15 protein-coding genes are annotated in these 18909 nt (G+C 61.3%); 8 read left to right on the top strand and 7 right to left on the bottom strand.

The genetic code is table 11. The features are described 5' to 3' along the window. Positions 1 to 8 precede the first annotated feature (8 nt). Entirely contained in the window at positions 9 to 1325 is a 1317-nt protein-coding gene (locus HNE_RS10990) for an MFS transporter (RefSeq protein ID WP_011647217.1), read from the bottom strand. A gap of 163 nt (positions 1326 to 1488) precedes the next feature. Between HNE_RS10990 and HNE_RS10985 the strand changes: the two genes are divergently transcribed. Both HNE_RS10985 and HNE_RS10980 read left to right on the top strand, forming a co-directional pair. Further along, complete coding sequence (locus tag HNE_RS10985) at positions 1489 to 2382, top strand: AraC family transcriptional regulator (protein WP_011647216.1); 894 nt, start codon at positions 1489 to 1491, stop codon at positions 2380 to 2382. Between the two features lie 217 nt (positions 2383 to 2599). Then, positions 2600 to 3532, top strand: a complete 933-nt coding sequence (locus tag HNE_RS10980) for an SDR family oxidoreductase (protein WP_011647215.1) — start codon at positions 2600 to 2602, stop codon at positions 3530 to 3532. A gap of 15 nt (positions 3533 to 3547) precedes the next feature. Here HNE_RS10980 and HNE_RS10975 read toward each other — a convergent pair whose 3' ends face one another. After that, the gene (locus tag HNE_RS10975) at positions 3548 to 4411 is read right to left on the bottom strand and encodes a class II aldolase/adducin family protein (RefSeq protein WP_148205867.1); all 864 of its coding nucleotides are present in this window, start codon (positions 4409 to 4411) and stop codon (positions 3548 to 3550) included. Positions 4412 to 4441: 30 nt separating this feature from the next. Beyond that, positions 4442 to 5905 (bottom strand): aldehyde dehydrogenase family protein, encoded by a 1464-nt coding sequence (locus HNE_RS10970; protein ID WP_011647213.1) that lies wholly within the window; start codon positions 5903 to 5905, stop codon positions 4442 to 4444. Between the two features lie 364 nt (positions 5906 to 6269). Here HNE_RS10970 and HNE_RS18040 point away from each other — a divergent pair, with 364 nt between their 5' ends. Together HNE_RS18040 and HNE_RS10960 are read left to right on the top strand one after the other, a co-directional pair. Then, the gene (locus HNE_RS18040; RefSeq protein ID WP_011647212.1) at positions 6270 to 6917 is read left to right on the top strand and encodes a VOC family protein; all 648 of its coding nucleotides are present in this window, start codon (positions 6270 to 6272) and stop codon (positions 6915 to 6917) included. A gap of 64 nt (positions 6918 to 6981) precedes the next feature. After that, a complete protein-coding gene (locus tag HNE_RS10960; RefSeq protein WP_011647211.1) occupies positions 6982 to 7827 on the top strand; it encodes a fumarylacetoacetate hydrolase family protein in 846 nt (281 codons plus the stop codon). 70 nt (positions 7828 to 7897) lie between these two features. Here HNE_RS10960 and HNE_RS10955 read toward each other — a convergent pair whose 3' ends face one another. Then, complete coding sequence (locus HNE_RS10955) at positions 7898 to 8836, bottom strand: LysR family transcriptional regulator (RefSeq protein ID WP_011647210.1); 939 nt, start codon at positions 8834 to 8836, stop codon at positions 7898 to 7900. 271 nt (positions 8837 to 9107) lie between these two features. On the opposite strand from HNE_RS10955, the gene HNE_RS10950 reads away from it, so the two are divergent. From HNE_RS10950 to HNE_RS10940, 3 genes are all read left to right on the top strand, one after another. Further along, positions 9108 to 10439: an MFS transporter gene (locus HNE_RS10950; protein WP_011647209.1), complete on the top strand. Its 1332-nt coding sequence runs from the start codon at positions 9108 to 9110 to the stop codon at positions 10437 to 10439. A 24-nt stretch (positions 10440 to 10463) separates the two neighbouring features. Next, positions 10464 to 10892 (top strand): nuclear transport factor 2 family protein, encoded by a 429-nt coding sequence (locus HNE_RS10945; RefSeq protein WP_011647208.1) that lies wholly within the window; start codon positions 10464 to 10466, stop codon positions 10890 to 10892. A gap of 86 nt (positions 10893 to 10978) precedes the next feature. Beyond that, positions 10979 to 12553: an acetolactate synthase large subunit gene (locus HNE_RS10940; RefSeq protein ID WP_011647207.1), complete on the top strand. Its 1575-nt coding sequence runs from the start codon at positions 10979 to 10981 to the stop codon at positions 12551 to 12553. Positions 12554 to 12603: 50 nt separating this feature from the next. Here the strand turns inward: HNE_RS10940 and HNE_RS10935 are convergent, their stop codons facing one another. The 3 genes from HNE_RS10935 to HNE_RS10925 all read right to left on the bottom strand — a co-directional run bounded on the left by HNE_RS10935 (position 12604) and on the right by HNE_RS10925 (position 17806). Beyond that, positions 12604 to 13695 (bottom strand): oxidoreductase family protein, encoded by a 1092-nt coding sequence (locus HNE_RS10935; protein WP_011647206.1) that lies wholly within the window; start codon positions 13693 to 13695, stop codon positions 12604 to 12606. A gap of 65 nt (positions 13696 to 13760) precedes the next feature. Further along, positions 13761 to 15401: an arylsulfatase gene (locus HNE_RS10930; protein ID WP_049755116.1), complete on the bottom strand. Its 1641-nt coding sequence runs from the start codon at positions 15399 to 15401 to the stop codon at positions 13761 to 13763. Positions 15402 to 15469: 68 nt separating this feature from the next. Then, positions 15470 to 17806, bottom strand: coding sequence for a TonB-dependent receptor (locus tag HNE_RS10925; RefSeq protein WP_011647204.1), 2337 nt, complete (start codon positions 17804 to 17806; stop codon positions 15470 to 15472). A 231-nt stretch (positions 17807 to 18037) separates the two neighbouring features. Here HNE_RS10925 and HNE_RS10920 point away from each other — a divergent pair, with 231 nt between their 5' ends. After that, on the top strand, positions 18038 to 18736 hold the full coding sequence (locus tag HNE_RS10920) for a TetR/AcrR family transcriptional regulator (protein WP_011647203.1): 699 nt from the start codon (positions 18038 to 18040) through the stop codon (positions 18734 to 18736). Positions 18737 to 18909: the final 173 nt, after the last annotated feature.

Below are 18909 nucleotides of genomic sequence, written 5' to 3'. Positions count from 1 at the left end.
TGGAGGATTCAGTTTTTCATGATTGTTGCCGCGATCTGTCGGTTGGCCACGAGGATTGAACATCCCGTCAGGATGCAGGCCAGCGGTATAATCAGCATGCCGATACCAAGGCCGTTCGATACCTCTGCGGCTGTTGCTGTGTCACTTATCAGGCCAACAATCAGGGGACCGAGGGCCGGACCCAGCAGGCCCGAGCCGATCATCGCCAGACTGGAGGCCATGGCTTCCTTCCCGCGGCCCGCGACAAGATGGGCCGCGCCGAAGGACCAGGGAAGCAGGAAGGCAAAGGCCAGCATTCCGGGAACCATAAGCGCGATGGACAGCCAGCTGACCGGCGCGAACAGGGCTGCGGCCATGGGCACGCTGGCGATGAGAAACAGGACCCCTGGCGGGCCGAGCACCCGGCCGGTCCCGGAGCGGACGGCATGGTCAAACCAACGCCCGCCCGCCAGCGTCCCCAGGATGCCCATCAACCCCTGAAGGGAGCCGAATGCCAGGCCAGCTTCGCTGGCGGTCAGGCCGTGGGTGCGGATCAGGAAAGGTGCTGTGAAGGCATAGAAGGGGGCGGCCGCAAAGCCGGCAAAGATGGCGGCGATGAACAGCCAGCGAAATGCGGGGGCAGCGAGGAGGTTGAGACTGGCCTTCAGAAAGGGCTCGGAGTGGGCGGCGGCTTGCTTCAGCGGCGGCGTTGGTCCGAGGACGAACAGTGCCAGCAGGGCGATCAAAGCGCCGAACAGGCCCGCGCCCATCAGGGCCGCGCGCCAGCCCATCGTATCGGCCATGGCGCCGCCAATGGCGAAGCCGGCCATGGTGCCAAGGGGTATGCCCATCGAAAATATACCGATCGCCAGACCGCGCAGACCGGGGCGAATCTTTCGGGCGATCAGGGCGTGTGCCGACGGGACGGCGCCCGCCTCGCCGACGGCGACGCCAAACCGTGTCAGCGCAAGGAACACGAACCCGGCCGCCAGGCCGCCAAGCGCCGTCATGGCGCTCCAGACCAGGGTGCAGCCGATGAGCACGAACCGGGGCGACCCCCGGTCGGAGAGGCGGGCCAGCGGCAGCGACAGCAGGGTGTAGCAGACGGCAAAGGCAAGCCCGGTGAGCAGTCCGATCTGGGTGTCGCTGAGGTCAAGATCTGTCTTGATCGCCTCGGCAAGTATGAACGGAAGTATACGGTCGATCTGTGCAAAGACATTTATCAGAAAGAGCGCGATCAGTATGGCGGCAATACGCCACCCGCTGGCATAGTCATCCGCATCAAAAGCGAGCTCCCGTGGCAGATGAGGGGCGTGCCGGGTTGACGGGGCAGCAGTTTCTGTCATCTCTGATGTCGCCCTCAGCTTTGGTTGGCACCTGAACAGCTAGAGGAACCGCACAATGAATAGAATGCCTGAAACCTCAACAAACTTGCCTGTTCCTGCAGACCCCAATGGCTTCGGAGGTTCCCGCAGGAGAAGTCACACCCTCCATGATCAGGAGGTCGCGTTGTCTGCACCGCTCCTCTCGGCTGTCACCGCCTATGTAGAAGCGAACGGAGGCGGGCAGGGGCGCTTTGAAACCCCGATGAAGGGGGTCCATATGGTCCGGACCTTTCAGGACATGATGCCCGATCACAGGCTATACCGGCCATCGCTTTGCATGGTGCTGCAGGGCGCCAAGCAGATGTATTTCGGGGAAGACACGCTGACCTATGGCGCAATGGAGTATCTGCTTGTCTGTGTGGAGGTACCCGCAAGCGGGCGGATCGCGCAGGCCACGCCCACAGAGCCTTTCATCGGTCTCATGATTGATTTCGATGTGGCTACAATCAAGGACGTACTGGAGCATATCGACGTGGCGCCACTGGCCGATACCGGCCCCGGGCCGTGTGTGTTTGTGGGGCAGGTGGATGAGATGCTTGCAGACTGTGCTCTGCGCCTGGTCAAGCTGGCGCATACACCGAAAGCTGTTCCACTGCTCTATCCCTCGATTATGCGCGAGATCTGCTACTGGCTGCTCAGCAGCCCGTATGGCGGCGAAATCCGCAAACTCGCACTGCCCGAGACGCATGTTCAGCGGATCGCCAATGCGGTTTATTTGATACGGAACAATTTTTCTCAGACGCTGCGGGTGGAGCAGCTGGCGGAAGCGGCACGAATGAGTCCATCCTCCTTCCACCAACATTTCAAATCGATGACCTCGATGACGCCGCTCCAGTATCAAAAGCATCTGCGGCTTCTGGAGGCGCGACGGCTCATGCTGGCAGACGCTGTCAGCGTGACGGAGGCGGCCTACAAGGTGGGGTATGAGAGTGCGTCCCAGTTCAGCCGGGAATACATCAGGATGTTCGGCGTCACGCCCAAGCGCGACGTACTCAGCCTGCGGGTTGCGGCAGAGTAGGCGGCGCTCCCTATCGGAATCAAAAATCTGCCTGGTTCGTGCCCTCACAGGTGCGCGCAGTGCGTTTATTTGTAGGATTGGGCAGATTTTCTGCGCGTTCCGGCATGGAGATAAGCTGCGCAGCGGGTAGTCTGCAGGTATGACAGGCGCGGAGTCTCGCGCTATGCCCGGCAAGTGATCATCCGCTTGCAGATATCTGGAAAAGGCAGTTTGGAACATGAGGAACAGCACGCTTCCGGAGCACTGGACGGCAGCTTACATTCCCGATCAGCGGGGTCGCTTCGCCGTCATCACCGGAACAGGGGGGCTGGGGTTCGAAGGCGCCGTTGCGCTCGCACGGTCCGGAGCCAGTGTTGTGCTTGCAGGCCGCAATGCTCATAAGGGAGCGGACGCCGTCGCCGCAATCCGTCAGGCAGCGCCTGCGTCCGACATACGCTATGAACGTCTTGACCTTGCCTGCCTTGCCTCCGTGGCAGACTTCGCCGCCCGGCTCCGCGGACAGATGGATCGCCTTGATCTGCTGATCAACAATGCTGCCGTGATGAATCCGCCCGCGCGGCAGGAAACGGAAGACGGGTTCGAGCTTCAGCTGGGCACGAATTATCTGGGTCATTTTGCGCTCACCGGACACCTCCTACCGCTGCTACGCAAGGGCGCGAATGCCCGCGTTATCTCTGTATCCAGCATTGCTGCCCGGAACGGCTTGATCAATCTCGAAGATCTTCAGGCGGAGCAAAGTTACCGGCCGGGAAGCGCTTATGCGCAGTCGAAGCTCGCCTGCCTGATGTTTGCGCTGGAGCTGCACCGGCGCAGCCAGTTGGGCGGATGGGGCGTTGCCAGCATTGCGGCGCACCCCGGTGTTTCCCGCACCGAACTGCTGCACAATGCGCCTGGGCGGGGAAGCCCTGCCAGTCTTGCCCGCAGCCTGCTCTGGTTCCTGTTTCAGCCGGCAGATCAGGGCGCTCTGCCGACCCTGTTTGCGGCAACCTGGCCGGAGGCAAAGTCGGGCGCCTATTACGGGCCTCATGGCCTGAGCGAAACACGGGGGTTCCCAGCGGCGGCGCAAATTCCCCCGCAGGCCCTGGACGCAGCCCTTTCTGCAAGGCTTTGGGAGGTATCCGAAAACCTCACAGGTGTGACATTGCGTTGAAACGCAGGCCGTGATTCAGGACGCAATCTCTGATTTCCAGTGGTTCCAGGTGCGTTCAACGACAATAGGGCCACCGCCCGAGGTGGCGGCGGCCTCTTCCGGGGAGAGAAAGGTGACTGGCCCCATCGTCATGGCGGTCGTCTGTATGCGTGCATTGGTTTCTGCATAGATCGCATTGTAGACAGATTCGGGAAGATTGCGGCCGACCGCAGTGGACCCATGTCCGCGCATGAGGACATAGCTGGCACTTCCCAATTTTTTTGCCAGCGCCAGGCCCAGAGTCTGATTTGTAATCATAAGATTGGAGGCTGGGCCAAGCTCATCCCGGATTTCGAAGACCGGCGCGCCGCCACCCAGAAAGCCGCAGGTGTGGCAGATCGGGCGGAGCGGCGTCTCCGGCACGACGCCGAAGGCAATTATGCCCGGAGAATGACTGTGTACGACGCTCTGGACATCCGGGCGTGCCGTATAAATGGCGCTGTGAATGTAGCGTTCCAGGAAGCTGGGGGTGCCGTCCGGAACCGCGAGTTCCCCATCGAGGCCAAACTCGCGGATGTCTGCGCGTTCGACGAGGCTGGGGGCCTTGCGTCCCGACATCAGGAAGCGATCGGGACGGTCCGGATGGCGCGCGCTGACATGACCAAACGAGTCCACAATCTGGTGATGAAGCAGAATGCGATTGGCTGCAACCAGTTCATCCAAAAGCTGATCATACGCCCAGAGGGCAGCAGGTTGGCGCGGCGGGGGGGCAGAGGAGTTGGGGGGCATGTCTGTTTCCGGATTTGCGCGGAGGACTGTTTGGGACACTGGCGAGGCGGCGCAGCCTGCCAGAGGGCTCAGGGCGGCGGTCAGGGTGAAGGTGCGACGGGTCATCGGCATGGCTGAAGGGCTCCGCCAGACAGCGTCCGGCTAGTTGTTCAGATTGATCCAGACATTCTTTTCCTGCGTGAAGGACAGAAGCTCCTCGAGGCATTCTTCCCGTCCGATTCCGGATTGTTTGTAGCCCCCAAAGGGGGAGCCAAGCGCGTGGCGCGCTACATCATTGATCCAGCAGAAGCCGGCTTCGACGCGCGAAATGATCCGGTGCGCGCGGGCCACATCGCGGGTCCAGACCGCGCAGGTGAGGCCATATTCGACCTGGTTCACCTGACGGAGCATCTCGGCTTCATCACTCCATTTGATGACGGCCTGCACAGGCCCGAAGATTTCCTCGCGGGCAATCTTCATGCCCATGGTAACATCCGCAAAGACGGTAGGGGGCATGAAACACCCTTTTGCCAAGGCAGGATCTTCTGGCGGCACGCCGCCATGGATCAGCCGTGCGCCGTCTTCATGCGCAGACGCAATATAGCGGGTGACCCGGTCAAGCGCCTGGCGGTCGACCAGGGCGCCCATGGTGGTCTTAGGGTCGCTGGGGAGTCCGGGTTTGTGCTTTTCAAGGTATTGCGGCATCCGCGCGAGGACCTCGTCATAGATGTCCTCGTGAACGAAGGCGCGGCTGACGGAACCGCAGGATTGTCCGCACCAAGTATAGTTCATGCCCGCGACCATGGCCCGGGCAATCTTTTCCGGGTCAGAGTCCGGAAATGCGATCAGGGCATTTTTGCCACCCAGCTCGAACATCACACGCTTGAGACTGTCGGCGGCAGCCCGCATGACCGCTTTGCCCGTAGGAACGCTGCCCACGAGCGCCACAATGGAGATCCCCGGATCAGATACCAGGGCGGCGCCAAGATCGCGGTCGCCGGACAGAACGTTGAACACGCCAGCGGGCAGTAATCCGTCAAAGAGTTCTGCCGCGCGAAGCGCAGACAGCGGCGCCTGTTCGGGCGGTTTGACAACCACGGCATTGCCAGCCGCCAGCGGCGCGGCGGCCTTGGCGACGGAGAAGCCGAGGGGGTGATTGTAGGGCGCAATCCGTGCGACAACCCCGTAAGGTTCGCGGACGGAAAAGCTGACGGCTTCGGGGCCGTAGGGAACGGAAGATCCCTTCATTTCGGTGACGAGGCCGGCGAAATAGTCGAGCATGGCAGCCGTACCGAGGACATCGCCCATCATTTCTGAAATCGGGTTGCCCCCGTCCATGGACTCGATGAGCGCCAGCTCGCGCGCGTTTGAACGAATGCGGACGCCCATCTCCTTCATCAGGCGTGCCCGCTCCATAGGGCGGACATCCCGCCATTCGAGATAGCCCTTATGGGCCGCCTCTACGGCCGGGCGGACGTCGGCGGCGCTGCCGACGTTGATCGTACAAAGAAGTTCATCCGTCGCCGGGCTGCGAACCTCGACGCTACCGCTCTGCTTGGGCTCATGCCAGGCGCCGCCATAGTAAAGGCCGCGGCCTTGTGGGAAATTGGGCGAAGTATCGGACATTTTTTTAAACTCCAGGGCTAAGGCGGCAAACGCACCGGCCGTGCTCAAGGAGGCGGCGTGCATGCAGCGCGATTTCTGTCCGGCTTGATAGACCGGCGCCAGGGCCACCGACCAAAGCTAATTGATGTTTGCGGCAAGACAGGAACGATCTTGGAAGCCCAGATTGTTCCTGTCTGACGGCCATCGCAAAACGGCTCTGGCCGCCCGGCTGCCTGCCGCTGTATCGCGGATTGTCTCGGGACGTCAGACAGGCTGGCCTCTTACGGGAAACAGTCAGCGCCCGCCCGGATAGCACATGAGGCAGGCGCGCAAATACGCTGGCGCGGTGCTCTCGTGCAGCGGATGAACAAAGGAGACGAGAGACATGGGACCTGACGCAAAAGAAACCGCTCTGCTCAACACGTTGAAAGCGAAGACGCAGGTCATCGCGCCGACATGGGTTTCAGAGGTGGTTCTGCAGACCAGTCAGTTTGACCGGATGAAGCTCTGGTACGCCGCTGTTCTCGGTGCCGATTGGGCATTTGAGAATAAGCCTGACCCGAATGTTGCCGTGGACAATCATCACGGGGACGGTGGCAAGCAGGTTCACGCCAAGGATGTGCGGGCCGTCTTTATGCGTATGAAGCTGCCCGCGACGCACACTCTGACCTTCGCCATCTTTGAGCTGACGCATCTGACGCATGCCCCAACGACTGATCCCGGTCTCAATCACATGCAGTTCAAGCATGCCGATCTGACAGAACTGGTGAAGCGGATTGAAGCGTTGCGGGATGCGGACATCCATCCTCACCGGTCTGCCAATCATGGGCCGATCACAAGTTTCTACTTTCGGGATCCTGACGAGAATATCGTTGAGTTCTGTCTGGATAATTTCGATACCCCCGCAGAAATGATCGCCTTTACGCGCTCGGAAGCGTTTCAGCGCAATCCCTCCGGCATCGATCTGGACCGCGATGAGTTTCTCAGACGCTTTCACGCCGGAGTGCCCCGGCGGGAATTGCTCTCCATCTGAGCGCGCGATGTCTGCCCGTGCGCAGACCTCTCTGATATAAAATCCGTAAGCGGAGTATAGTGATATGAAGGTAGCAAAGATCCAGAGGGGCGGGCGCGTGGCGTCCGCCATTATCCGGGGCGATCGCGTGCATGTGGTGGGGCGCTGGTATGAAGAGGCCGCGCTGGCGGCGCCGTTCGATGCACCGCGTTTGTCGCTCAGCCAGCTGGGGGAGATTGCAGATAGCGCGGGTGAGACGCTGCCGCTTGATCAGGTCGGGCTGTTGATGCCGTCAGAGCCCCTGTCAAAGCTCGTTTGCCTCGGGCTGAATTATAAGAATCATGTGGACGAAACCCATAATGATCTGCCGCCTAACCCCGCGCTGTTTACAAAGGTTGCCGATTCGCTCGTGCCCCACGGAGAGGCTGTGCTTCGGCCGAAGGTATCCGAACAGTTTGATTATGAAGGCGAGATCTGCGTCGTCATTGGCAAGGGTGGACGGCACATTTCGCGTGAAACTGCCTTAGATCATGTGTTCGGATATACGATCATGCTCGATGGCAGCGTGCGCGATTATCAGAAGCACTCGGTGTCGGCAGGCAAGAATTTCTGGCGCTCTGGCGCGCTTGGCCCGTGGATCGTCACGGCGGATGAGATTCCTGATCCGAGCGTGATGAAACTGGAAACCCGCCTGAATGGCGAGACGGTTCAGTCCACAACGGCTGATCTGATGTTGTACGACATTCCGACCGCGATTGCTTATGTGTCGCAATGGACGCCCCTGGCGCCGGGAGATGTGATTGCCACAGGGACGCCAGGCGGCGTTGGCGCGCGCCGCAAACCGCCCCTCTGGATGAAGGCGGGCGATGTGATTGAGGTGGACGTTTCACAGATAGGGGTTCTGTCGAACCCGGTTGGCAGCGAGCACTGACGTGAGGCTCCGGGCTCCCCGACACATGATACGGGGGCGGAGGACACGCCTGTCCGCCGTGCCGGGAGAATCATCCCTTTTCAGAGACCGTCTCCGTCGGGCGTTCATACGGGCTAATCCCGGCTTCGCCGATCAGGCCGAGCAGGGTGGCTGTCATGGTGTTAATCAGCCTTTGTTCCGCATCGGTGGGAATATGGTCGTACCGGCGGACGAGATAGATCGTCCGGGTCAGGGCGGGGGAAATAATCGGGCGCAGCCTGAGGCCCAGGCTGGCCGCATCCGGCGCGCTTCCCAGCGGAAGGATGCATCCGGCAATCCCGGCAACCGCGAGATCTTTGGCGGTTTCCAGCGAGTTGATCTCCATCGTGTTTTTCAGAACCAGCCCTTGACGGAGCACGCCTTCATCGACGGCGCGGCGCACCGAGTCACGTCCTTTCGGAAGGGCGATGGGCCGGTCAAGCGCGTCCTCAAGGGAGATGGGCCCTGTAGTCCCGTCGGACGCGCCCATAAAGTACAGCCGCTCGAGCAGGATCGGCTGGCTATCGAGCGCTTCGCGGGGGCGTGCGCTGCAGGTCAGGCCAAGGTCCAGTTGCTGCATCTCGACAAGCTGAGAGATGTTGTTGCTGAACGCTTTGATCAGGGACAGGCTGACCGAGCGCCCCTCTGTATTGGCCCAGTCCACAAGGCTGTCAGAGATCAGACCTGCCACGCTCGGCGTCAGACCGAGTTTCAGACTGGGTGGCGCGCTGGCCGCGAGCTCGCGCACCTTGTGAAGAATGCTGTCGCGGCTTTGCAGAACATCCTGCGCCCAGGCCAGAACGAGTTCTCCTGCCGGGGTGGGGCGTACGCCCCTTGGCCCGCGGGCAATCAGCTCGGCGCCGAAATCAGATTCCAGATTGCGGATCTGCAAACCCAGTGCGGGCTGGGCAATGTTCAGCTCTGCCGCTGCGCGGGTGATGCTTCCGATCTGGCATACACGGATGAAGGCCGCCAGCTGGCGCAGTTTCATTCCCGTTCTCCCTGGTTCGGCATCTGCGCCACACCTTCTCTCTGCCGCATAAGCCGGCACGCGCAAAACCGGCGACGGCGCCTGAAGCACGCAGAGCGCTTAGGGGGTGGGTACACCAACCACAAAATGCATGCAATGCGCCTGGGCGGGTGCGGTCTCTCTTTTGCGGGAACCCACGGTCTCGGCGCCCGGGCCGGATAGAAGCGAACAGAAATCCGCTGCGTGTGGAGCGTCCCGCGCACGTCAAAATATACTGATCAGGGAGTGGCATATGGCAGGAATAGACGCACACAAGGAGGCGCATGCATGGCGTGCGGTTGCATTGCTCTGCTGCCTCTTCGCCTTGTCGTTTCTCGACCGCATGGTTCTGGCGCTGGTTGTGGACCCGGTTCGCACCAGCCTGGGGGTCAGTGATACGCAAATCAGCCTGCTGTTCGGGCTCGGCTTCGTTGTTGTGTACGTGCTCGCCGGTTTTCCCGCTGCCCAGCTGGTGGATTCCGGGCGCCGCAGGCAGGTTCTGCTGGGGGGCGTGTTGCTCTGGAGTGGCGCGACTTTCTGCTCGGCCTTTGCAGCCTCCTATCCGATGCTGGTTGCATGCCGGTCCGGGGTGGCGGTGGGCGAGGCCGTGTTGATGCCGGCCGCGATGTCATTGATCAGTGAACTGTTCACCAAAGAACGCAGAACGTTGCCGACGACGGTTTATACGCTCACCGGCGTGATGATGGGCGCGGGCTCATTCATTGTCGGGGCGGGGGCGCTGAAACTTGCCGAGATGATCTCTCCTGAAGTGGGCGTTGAGCCGTGGCGGATTATGTTTGTCATTGTGGCGATCCCTGGTCCCATACTGGCTGGCTTGTTTGCCTGGCTGGTGAAAGAACCGCCGCGGCAGATTCAGGAAGATGGCGAGCCTGGCGGGCCAACCGCGTCCCTGGCGGAATTCTTCTCGCACTTCGGGTCGCGCATCACGCTTTATCTTCCCATATTCATAGGCACGGGGGCGAGCTTTACGGTGGCGCTTGGCATGAGTGCCTGGGGGCCGACGATGCTGACACGCGAGCACGGCGTTGCCGATACGTCTGCAGGTCTTTTCTTTGGCCTGTTTGCGATTGCGGGCGCTCTGGTTGGCATGCTTGCCGTCACGCCCCTGGTGCGGCTTCTGGGGGCGAAGTCCCGGGTTCGCGGCGCTATTTTAACGGCGATCCTTCTAAACCTCACTGTGCTGCCCTTGTTGGCGCTTGTTGTCGGCGGAGGTGACACCCGCCTAGTGCTTGCCGGCATCGCCATCGGGACATGCGGCAGCATTGCAACGGCGGCCTTCACGCCGATCATCATGCAGGCGGTCACGCCGACGCCCTTTCTGGGCCGCATGTCGGCGCTGTATCTGATGTTCAACAATGTTCTGGGCATGGGGCTGGGGCCGATCCTGGTGTCAAGCCTTGCGGCCAGCAGCACCTCTGAGCGCAACATCGGCGAAGCGCTGACGATCGTTGCATGGAGCGCGATTGCCGTGTCGCTGACCTGTTATGTCTTTGCACTCTGGCGGTTGCGCAGCGTGGTGCAGCCAGACCCGGCAATCGCCGCAACATCCAGCCAGCCTGTCTGACGCCAAGTTTTCGGAGATACACTTATGAGCCAACAGGATGAACTTGCCTGCGCGCGCCTGGCGTCCCTATGGACCCATCACATTGACCGGCACAATATTGAGGACGTGATCGCTCTATTTTCTGAAGACGGCATTCTTCATGGCCATGGCGGCGCTGCTCTAAAGGGGCGGGAAACGATCCGGAAAGGGCTTTCGCGGCGCGATCCAAATCGCGTCACGCGCCATGTTCTGGCCCCGCCCGTTGTCAAGCTGACTGGCCCGAATGAGGCGGAAGGCGTTGCCGAGTATATCCTGTTCGATGCTTTTAAAGATCAGTATCCCGGACAGGACATTCTGCCGATCGCTCCGCCTCTGGCTGTCGGAGAATTCCACCAGGTCTATCGGCGGATCAACGGCACCTGGTTCATCGCGGTGCATAAGGGCCAAAGCATCTTCCGCCGTCCGGAGGCGTGATGCCCCGGACGGATCCGTCCGCGCCCCGGCCTGAAGCGGGCCCGGGCCGGCCCCGGCACAATGATGCAGAAATATTCGGAGAGAGTATGAATACGGATAAACCTGAAAGCGGCGCCGAGCGTCTTGTCCATACGCTTATTGAGGGCGGGGTGGATGTCTGTTTTGCCAATCCCGGAACCTCAGAGATGCACTTTGTCGGTGCGCTCGACCGGATCAGCGGCATGCGGTGCGTTCTGGGACTGTTTGAGGGGATCGTGACGGGCGCGGCGGACGGGTATTACCGGGTTTCCGGCAAGCCGGCAGCAACCCTGCTGCACCTGGCGCCGGGGCTCGCCAACGGGCTGGCCAACCTTCACAATGCCAAAAAAGCCCGCTCGGGCATCGTCAATATTGTCGGCGACCATGCCACCTATCATGCGCCGCTGGCCTCGCCGCTTGCCGGGGATGTGGAGGCGGTGGCCCGCCCGATGTCCAACTGGGTGCGCACGACGTGTTCGGCAGATAGCCTTGCGGGGGATGCTGCAGAGGCCGTCGCGCTGGCGCGTCAGTCACCGGGCAAGATTGCGACGCTTATCCTGCCTGCGGATATTTCGTGGTGCGCGGCGGGTGAGGCTGCGCCGGTGCGCTCCGTGGCGCCGCGCCGCGCGGTTCGCGCCGAATTTGTGGATGCTGCGGCCGAGGCGCTGCGTCGCGGTGGCAGCAATGCCATTCTGCTGCTGGGGGACGGGGCGGTCAGAGGCAAAGCGCTGTCCTGGGCCGGTGCGATTGCGGCCGCGACCGGCTGCCGCCTGATGGCGGAGACGCATAATGCCTGCATGGAACGGGGCGCCGGGCGCGCGCCGTTTTCTCTTGTTCCGTATACGCAGCCGGTCGAGGCCGCCCTGAAGGCTCTTGCCGGGACGCGCGATGTGGTTCTTGCCGGCGCGCGCGATCCGATCGCTTTTTTTGCCTATCCCGGAAAGCCGGTGAAATTGCTGCCGGCTGACTGTAATGTCTGTGAACTGGCGAGTCCGGAAGAAGACATCGAGGCGGCTTTAGAAGCTGTTGCCCGGGCGCTTGGTGTGCGGTCGGCCGCGGGCGAAGGCGTCGCGCCGCTGGCGCGCCCGGCAGTGCCCACCGGCCCGATCAGCCATGACGGCCTGGGAGAGGTGATTGCGGCGCTCCTGCCGGAGCAGTGTATCGTCATTGATGAGGCGGTGACCGCCGGGCGGAGCTTTTACGCAAAGACCCGGACGACGGCGCCGCATGACTGGATCTCCAGCATGGGCGCGGCCATCGGGTTTGCGCTTCCGGCAGCTGTCGGCGCCGCTATCGCTGCGCCTGGCCGCAAGGTGCTGGCCCTGTCAGGCGATGGGAGCGCGATGTACACGCCGCAAGCGCTTTGGAGCATGGCGCGTGAAGGGCTCGACGTGACGATCGTGATCTTTGCCAATCGCGCCTATCAGATTTTGCGGGGTGAGTTTTTCAATATGGGGTCGGGCGTACCCGGCGCCCGCGCCGAGGCGATGCTGACGATCGGGGATCCAGCGCTCGATTGGCAATCCCTTGCAAAAGGGTGCGGCGTGGAGTGCGGGATCGCGCGTGATCTGGAAGAATTCGCGCGGGAACTCCGGCGGGGGTTCGCCTCGCAGGGACCGTATCTGGTTGAGGTGCGGATGTGAGGCAGTCGCCAGCGCCCAGCCCCCTCAGGTGATGGTGCCCTGCGCGCGAGCTATCGAACCTGGTTCAACAGTTCCATCGCGTTGTTGTCGCGCACCTGGGCGGTGTGACGGCGCAACATCGTAAGGAACATCTCGTCGCCCCGCTCGGTCTGCTTCACGAGCATCGCCGCTGCAAAGGCAACCGAGATGCCGTAGAACGAGAACCAGCGATAATGCTGGTAGAGATCTTCAAAGCTGTAGCTGGTGATGCCCTCGGCTTTCAGGCAGTCGTGATAATAGCGCAGCAGCGCCTGCTCATGCCTGGGCCGGTCTTCGCGCGTGAGGCCCGCGCCGATGAAATAGGCCACATCATTGGCCGGCGCGCCCCTGCCCACGGTCTGCCAGTCAACCACCGCCAGCGGTTTGGCCGCGCCGGGCGGGCCGAACAGCATGTTGTCCAGCCGGAAGTCGGAATGGGTCAGCGCATGCGGGCCGGTATAGCTGTCGCCCCATTTGGGCAGGCTGGCGGCATAAGCGTCGCCCACTTCGATCTGGTCTGCGTTGAGCTGCGCAGCGTAGCGTTCCTTGAAGGCGCCCCAAAGCCCGGCGACCTGTTCCGGCCCGAGGCCTGGCGGCGGCGCCTTGGAGGAGCCCTGCAGCCAGTCATAATCGTCGAGCGTCGGATCTTCCCAATGGGAAGCGTGCAACACGGCGGCGGCGGAGAGCGCCAGTTTCGCCTCCACAAGGCCGCACCCCTTCAGCTGGTCCCCCTGCTCGGAGGGCGACATGTCTTCCATGATCAGGGCGAAACGATTGGTGGCCTCATCATAATCCGTATACAGCGCGTCTGGCGTGATGCGCCCGGCGACCTTCGGGAAGGTACGGTAGAAATACACTTCGCGCTTGTAGTGGTTCAGCATCTTGGCAGCCATCAGGCTGGTTTCGTTGCCCGACGGGAACTTGCCGACCAGTGTCTTGGGCGCGTCCGGACCAGCTTTGGCATACTCGAAAACGAACCGCACATTCTCGCCAATCTGGCCCGTGCCGATCGACTTTGAGGTCAGAGACTTAACCTCGGCATCAATGCCGATCTCTGCAAACAATGTGTTGAACCAGTCAGGCCCAAGTTCCAGTGGATTCGTATCGAGGCCGGGCCGGTCCAAGAGTGACTCCTTGGTCATTTCTACACGGGGAGCGGGTCAACAGGGAACCGCACGGATCTGGATCTTCAGTCTGCGCCGTCGGGCGCAGGGGGCGGCACCACCACCCCGTTGCGGGCGGCATAGCGGTCCCATTCTGTCAGGAGGGTCTTGAGCCGTTCAGGTTCTGTGGCGGAAAGATCCTGCGTTTCACCTGGATCGACTTCGAGATTGAAGAGTTCCCACCGGCTTTCTGTCGCCCCAATCATGCGGGCTGCCAGATAGACAGCCTTCCAGTCTCCCTGGCGCACCGCGCGGCCGTAGAAGAGTTCCCAGCCGAGCGTTTCTTCCGGCGCGCGGACATGATCCGCCGCCCCTGAGAGCAGCTCCGCCCAGCTGCGTCCCTCGATAGCAGGGTTGTCCGGCGTGTGTATGCTGGCAAGGTCCAGCAGCGTGGGTGTGATGTCCATTACATGCAGCAGCGCGTCACTGATCTGGCCGCCCGGAATGCCCGGGCCGTTCACAAACGCAGTGGTGCGAATGCCGCCCTGGGTCGTGACACCCTTGAAGAGGCGCGAGGGGGCAGAGCCTGCCTGCGCCCAGCCCGGGCCATATCCGGTGTAGGATTGCGCAGAGCCCAGAGACGCCAGACTGTTGTCGATATTCAGGGCTGCAATCAGGTCGGGATTGCTGGTTGCGCCCGGTTCGTTGGGGCGGGGGGCCTCTTCCGGCCGGGCGTGCGGTCCGTTATCGGAAAGAAATACAATCACTGTGTTGTCCAGTTCGCCGCTTTCACGCAAGGCCGTGAGAATGCGGCCGACGCTCTGATCCATCTCGTCAATCATCGCCGCGTAAATTTCCATGCGGCGGGCATCCATGGCGCGCTGCTCTGCAGACAGACTTTCCCATGGCTTCACGCCAAAGAAGGGGTGCGGCTCAACATCCTCGGCCACCAGCCCCAGTGCCTTTTGGCGCGCCAGACGTTCCGCCCGCAGAGCTTCAGGTCCGGCATCATAGCGGCCTTTGTATTTGGCAATCGTGTCTGCAGGCGCCTGAAGGGGCCAGTGGGGCTGAGTGTAGGCAATATATGCGAAGAAGGGACGGTTTTGGGAGGATTCTTCAAGATAGCTGATGAGCTTGCCAGCAAAAAAATCGGAAGAGTAAATGCCCAGGGGATACTGGACCTCTTCGAGGCCTTCCCTGTAGTCTGCCTGCTCTCCCAGCGCTTTCCAGTGTTCGTTCTGGTCTGCGCCGAATTGGTTGTGTGAACCATTCAACAGGACATATGACCGATCAAAGCCCCGGGAGACGGGCAACTGGCTTGCCTCATTGCCGAGATGCCATTTTCCGGTGATCGCGGTGAAATAGCCTTCAGCAGACAGAGTTTCAGCAACGGTGGGGAGGCCAGAAGTGAGATAGCCTTCATATCCTGGCTGGCCCCTTTGCGCCGGGGTGATCAGGTCTGGCATTGTGCCGAGGCCGACGCGGTGGTGGTCCGCGCCCGTCAGCAGCATGGCGCGGGTCGGCGAGCAGGTGGGCGAGGTGTGAAAATCCGTCAGACGGATCCCGCCCATGGCGAGTTGATCCAGATTGGGGGTGTCGATCTCGCCGCCAAAGGCGCCGAGATCGGACCACCCCATGTCATCGGCGACAATGACAAGGAAATTGGGGCGCTCTGGCTGGCTGGGAGGATCGCTGGACGCGCAGCCGGCTGTCAAGCCAACCGACATGCACGTCAACAGTGTCGCAAGAAAGCACCGCATGGTTGTTGTCCTTGTCACTATCGCCTCTGACGTTTCTAGAACTTTGAAGAAAGTTCAAGAAGGACCGACCGGCCCCGCGGAGAGATCGCCACGGTCGAACCGGGCGCCCGGGGGAAGGGGAACAGGAAGGATGGAACAGTCTCGTCGAACAGGTTCCGGGCGACCAGACGAATGCTTTTGCGATCATCCTCCGTAGTCAGCCCGGCGCGCAGATCCACGGTCGTGTTCTCATCAATTGCGAGGGTCGGATCATTATTTTCCTGGGCGAACTGGTCGCTTCTGTAGCTGAGGGTCGCGCCCAGGGTTGCCTCCAGGCCGTCCCGGACCGGGAACCGTGCATCGGCCACAAGATTTCCCGACCATTCCGGGGCAAAGGTCAGCCGGTTGCCACTGAGATCGGCCACGCAGGGGGTGGGCGCAATTGCGGCGGCGGCCGCGGCCGTACAGGAGCCGCCCGGGTATTCCAGGAAGGTCGCATCGGTATAGGCGAGACCGCCAGCCAGCGTGATGTAGTCGCCAAGTTGCCAGAAGCCATCGACTTCGACCCCTTCTGAACGGGCGACTGCCGCGTTGCGGACCACGGTGCGTGTGCCATCATTGCTGGCGACCTGAAGATCCGAGAAATCTGTCCGGAAGACAGCGAGATTGAGATATCTGCCGCGGCCGGACCATTTGAGCCCCGCTTCATAGGATTCGGCTTCTTCCGGCTGATACGTAAAGGTGTCGGCAATAGCCCGGCCGTCGGTTTCATCGATATTGAACCCGCCGCCTTTGTGCACGATCGAGGCCGTGAAGTAGCTCATCAACCGATCTGTCAGATCATACTGAACGCCAATCTGGGGATCGAAGTTTGACTCGCTGCGTTCCTGGCCCGTCAGATCGATATCAAGCGGCGTGACGACCGGGGTATTTGTGCCCCACAAGGCCCGTGTCACGACATAGTCGATTTCCTTTGTTTCATCCGTATACCGTGCGCCGCCAAGGATCCTGAAAGAATCGGTGACGTTAAAGGTGACGTGCGCAAAGGCGGAATAGGAAGCGGTGGACTGATCAGCAAACTGAATGGACCGGCGGTTGCTGGCGGCACTGAAAGGTGCCGGTGACAAATTGCCAAAGGGAAGGCCGAGGACATTCAGATCGGTAACATCCGACAGTTCAATATTCTGAAACTGGCCCGTTACGCCGAGAATATAGGTCAGGCGGCCGTCTGCAGGAGAGATCAGCCTGAACTCCTGATAGTATTGATCATAGCTCTCGTCGACATAGCGATTGAGTGCCTCGACAGGCGTTACGTCCAGATCGCGCGCCGTGCTCTGTTCATATTGAGAATAGCCGGAAACCGATGAGAACGTATGATCCCCGATCTCATAGTCAATGTTTGCAATGAAGGCGGCCGAGCGGGTATTGTCTTCATCCATGAAGGACCGCGCGGAGGTGCGGTTCATGATGCAGTCTTCTGTCGGGGAGATGGAGAGGATGCGCGCCAGGTTGGACGTGCAGGCGGCGATCTCGATATTGTTCCCGCGTTCATCGACTTCGCCGACATCAATCTTGAACCGGGCATTCAGCCGGTCGTTCGGGCGCCATTGCAGCGTTCCGCGCGCGGCGATGGTATCAATCTCGCCTGCATCCTCGCCGAGGTTCCTGTCTTCGATGAAGCCGCCCGCGCGCTCATACTTGACCGCAAGGCGCCCGCCGAGGGTTTCTGTCAGGGGGCCCGCGACAAAGCCCTCCATGACATATCCCTGATTTTCGAATTCATAACCGGCTGTCACGCTGCCGGTGAAAGTATCTGTAGGATTTGCCGTCACGATATTGATCGCGCCGGCCGTGGCGTTCTTGCCGAACAGAACGCCTTGCGCGCCGCGCAGAACTTCCACGCGTTCGACATCAAAATAAGGCACCGTGAACTGGGCGGAGCGGGCGCTGGTGATGCCGTCAACCTGCACGATGACGGCCTGGTCGAAGAGGGCGTTGCGCCCGCCCGTGCCAAGCCCGCGCAGCGAGGCGCCGGTGGAGCCGGGCCGCTCGGGGACGGTAAGGTTTGGCACAAAGGCCGAGAGATCCTGCAGGTTGCTGATCCGCTGAACGGCCAGCGTATCGCCGGAAACGACATTCACCGAAATCGGAACATCGCCAAGCGACTGCGCGCGCCTCTGAGCGGTGACGGTGACCTGAGACATGACCGCAAGTTCATCCGTAGCCGGTTCCTGGGTATCCGCTTCCTGGGCGGCCGGGGGAGGGGTGGTTTCCTGTGCGATTGCGGGAAGAGCCATACCGCCAAGCAGGGCAAGCGCAGACGCATGTCCAAGCCATGTCGTCCGGATGAATTTTCCGGCGCCGGACGCAATGCGTTTATTGATATCAGACATTGTTTGATCCCTCCCTGGGTTTTTGCTGGTGCTGACACTCGTTGGTGACCGCTTTTGTTGTTGAGTAATTGCTTACAAATAGAGGTGACGGTATGCAAGACCTAAGTTTAGCATTTGCTTACTCAGTCTGTATGCGTGGGTTTGAAGAGGGTTGGTGGCTCAGGCCGGGGCCTTATCAGGCCATGGAAGTATGGGCTGACATTGGGTGAGAGCGGGTTATAGAGTGATCCCATGAGTCAGAAAGAGCCAGCCTCCCGGGCGCCCCGTATCCGGCTGAGTCAGGCGGAACGGCGGCATTCCATCGCGGTCGCGGCAGCTAAGATTTTCGCCGAGCGGGGGTTCCACGCGACCGGATCCAGGGATCTGGCGCGAGCGTGTGGCATATCCGAAGCGCTCATGTTCCGGCATTTTCCAAGCAAGGACGAGCTTTGGTTTGCCGCGCTGGAGGCGTGCCGGCAAAGCGCTGTGGCCGATTCCCTGCGATCTGTGGGAAGTCAGCCGCCCTCAACGTCCGCGCTGGTTGCGGTGACGACGGATCTGGCCGACTCCTTTGTCAGAAACCAGTCCGGGGAACGCAAGGAAAACAGCGATACCATGCGCCGTATGCTCCTTCGCAGCATGGCCGAAGATGGCCGGTTTGCGCGGATGGTGTTGTCTGACCTGGGCGCGCGGCTGAATGGATATATCACGGACTGTCTGCGGGTTGCCGCGGAGGTTGGCGACCTTGAGCCATCGGGTGAAGGCGCGGGGGACGTGGGCGCAAAGCTCTATCGCCTCCTCTTCTTCGCGGTCGGGGCGCAGGCGCTTCCGGATGAGCCTGCCATGGATATGGGGCCATCCGAGGACGCGCTGGTCCGCGACATTGTCCGGTTTCAATTGAGAGGGCTGGGGGTGCGCAACGCGGCGATTGACCGGGAGCTGGACCAATAGGCCAGGCCGTTTGCCGCTCCGCCATGCCGGCAATCTGATTCGAGCTTTTCGGATGGGGTGCCACTTCGCTGCCGGCGCGGGCAGGGCCGGCTTGAGATTGCGGGTGCGGGCTTCTGCTGGTTGCGCTCAAGGGCGCATCTGGCCTGTCGGTTTTGCTTCTTAAAGCATGGTTT

This window comes from Hyphomonas neptunium ATCC 15444 (assembly GCF_000013025.1).
Taxonomy (GTDB): domain Bacteria; phylum Pseudomonadota; class Alphaproteobacteria; order Caulobacterales; family Hyphomonadaceae; genus Hyphomonas; species Hyphomonas neptunia.
Note: the sequence above shows the minus strand (reverse complement) of the source record. Positions and strands in the feature narration are given on the sequence as shown.